The organism is Nocardioides sp., assembly GCF_035429765.1.
Lineage (GTDB): Bacteria > Actinomycetota > Actinomycetes > Propionibacteriales > Nocardioidaceae > Nocardioides.
The window spans coordinates 1-1,673 of sequence record NZ_DAOMFK010000340.1; the positions used below are offsets into that span (position 1 = coordinate 1).

2 protein-coding genes are annotated in these 1,673 nt (G+C 73.6%); one reads left to right on the plus strand and one right to left on the minus strand.

All coding sequences use genetic code 11. The annotated features are described in order from the left end of the window. Positions 1–1,055, plus strand: a 1,055-nt coding sequence (locus PLP61_RS17000) for a DUF2252 domain-containing protein (RefSeq protein WP_324503985.1), incomplete at its 5' end; no start/stop codon positions are given. Positions 1,056–1,270: 215 nt separating this feature from the next. Here PLP61_RS17000 and PLP61_RS17005 read toward each other — a convergent pair. After that, on the minus strand, positions 1,271–1,673 hold a 403-nt coding region (locus PLP61_RS17005), incomplete at its 5' end, for a NifB/NifX family molybdenum-iron cluster-binding protein (protein WP_324503987.1).

Here is a 1,673-nt window from a genome sequence, read left to right on the forward strand (position 1 = left end):
ACCTCAACGACTTCGACGAGACCCTGCCCGGACCGTTCGAGTGGGACGTCAAGCGGCTCGCCGCCAGCGTGGAGGTCGCCGGCCGGGAGCGGGGGTTCTCGGCCACCGAGCGGCGTACGGCGGTACTGGCCGCGGCCGAGGCCTACCGGAAGGCCATGCGGGAGTTCGCCGGTCAGACCAACCTCGCGGTGTGGTACGCCAGCCTGGACATCGAGGCGGCTCTCGCGAAGTACGGGGAGCTGCTCTCGCCGAAGGGGCTCAAGCGGACCGAGAAGATGCTCGCGAAGGCCCGCACCCGCGACAGCATGCAGGCGCTGGCCCGGCTGACCACCCGGGTCGACGGCGAGATCCGCATCATCAGTGACCCGCCCCTGGTGGTGCCGGTCGAGGAGATGGTGGAGGCCGACGAGGTGGATCGGCTCTACGAGGCGCTGCGGGCGTACATCCGCTCCTACCGGCGCAGCCTCCAGCCGGACCGGCGGGCCCTGCTGGAGCAGTTCCACCTGGTCCGGATGGCCCACAAGGTCGTCGGCGTGGGGAGCGTCGGCCTGCGCGCGTGGATCCTGCTCATGGAGGGCATCGACGGCTCGGACCCGATGTTCCTGCAGGCCAAGCAGGCCGAGGCCTCGGTGCTGGAGCCGGTGGCCGGCCGAAGCGGTCTGGCCAACCACGGCCAGCGGGTGGTGCTGGGTCAGCGGCTGATGCAGGCGACCAGCGACATCTTCCTCGGCTGGCAGCGCGGCGAGGGGATCGACGGCGTCCCCCGGGACTTCTACGTGCGGCAGCTGCGCGACTGGAAGGCGTCGGCCGACCCCGAGCGGATGGTGCCCAGCGGCGCCGCGCTCTACGCCCGGCTGTGCGGGTGGACCCTCGCCCGGGCGCACGCCCGCTCCGGCGACCGGGTCGCGATCGCGGCGTACCTCGGCTCCTCCGACACCTTCGACCACGCGGTCGCGGAGTTCGCCGTCGCCTATGCCACCCAGAACGAGCAGGACCACTCCGCGCTGCTCGCCGCCATGGCCGAGGGCCGGGTGGTCGCCGAGACGGGCGTGTGAGCGCTGGGCCGGGTGCTGTCGGTTTCCCCGAGCGGGGAAACCCGCACATGTAGGGGGTTGCATCCCCCGACAAGTGACAGTTTGCGCGGCCCGCGGTGACAGGTGTGACGGGTGGGAAGTACGCCGCAGGGACGGGGCAGGGAGACAAGGACCCGCCACCAGGTCTCGGAAGTACGCCGCCCAGCAGGCCGACCCGGAGAGCGACCCCGCCGGCGTCAGCCCGCAGCGGCGACGGCGGCCTCGGTCGGGTCCCCCGCAGCCCCCAGCCGCACCTCGACGCCGAGCCGCTCCAGCGTGCGGACCATCCCGGGCCCCATGTGCCCGGCAGCCACCCGTTCCACCCCGTGCTCACGGAGGAAGGTGACCACCCGGGCATGGTGAGCGCCCTCGGTGCCGCTGTCGTGGGCGGAGTCCCAGCCCACGGCGTACTCCTGCCAGCTGCGGACCTGCCCGTCGGCGACGTCGGCCACCGCGACTCGCGGCGCCCGGCCCCAGCCCTGACCCGCGCTGCCGTCCGCGGTCAGCGCCACGCAGACGATCACGGCGCCACGCCAGGGGTGGCTGCCGCTCCGGGGGCGCGCCGAGGGGAGGGCACGGCCAGGTCGGCGGCGTGACCCG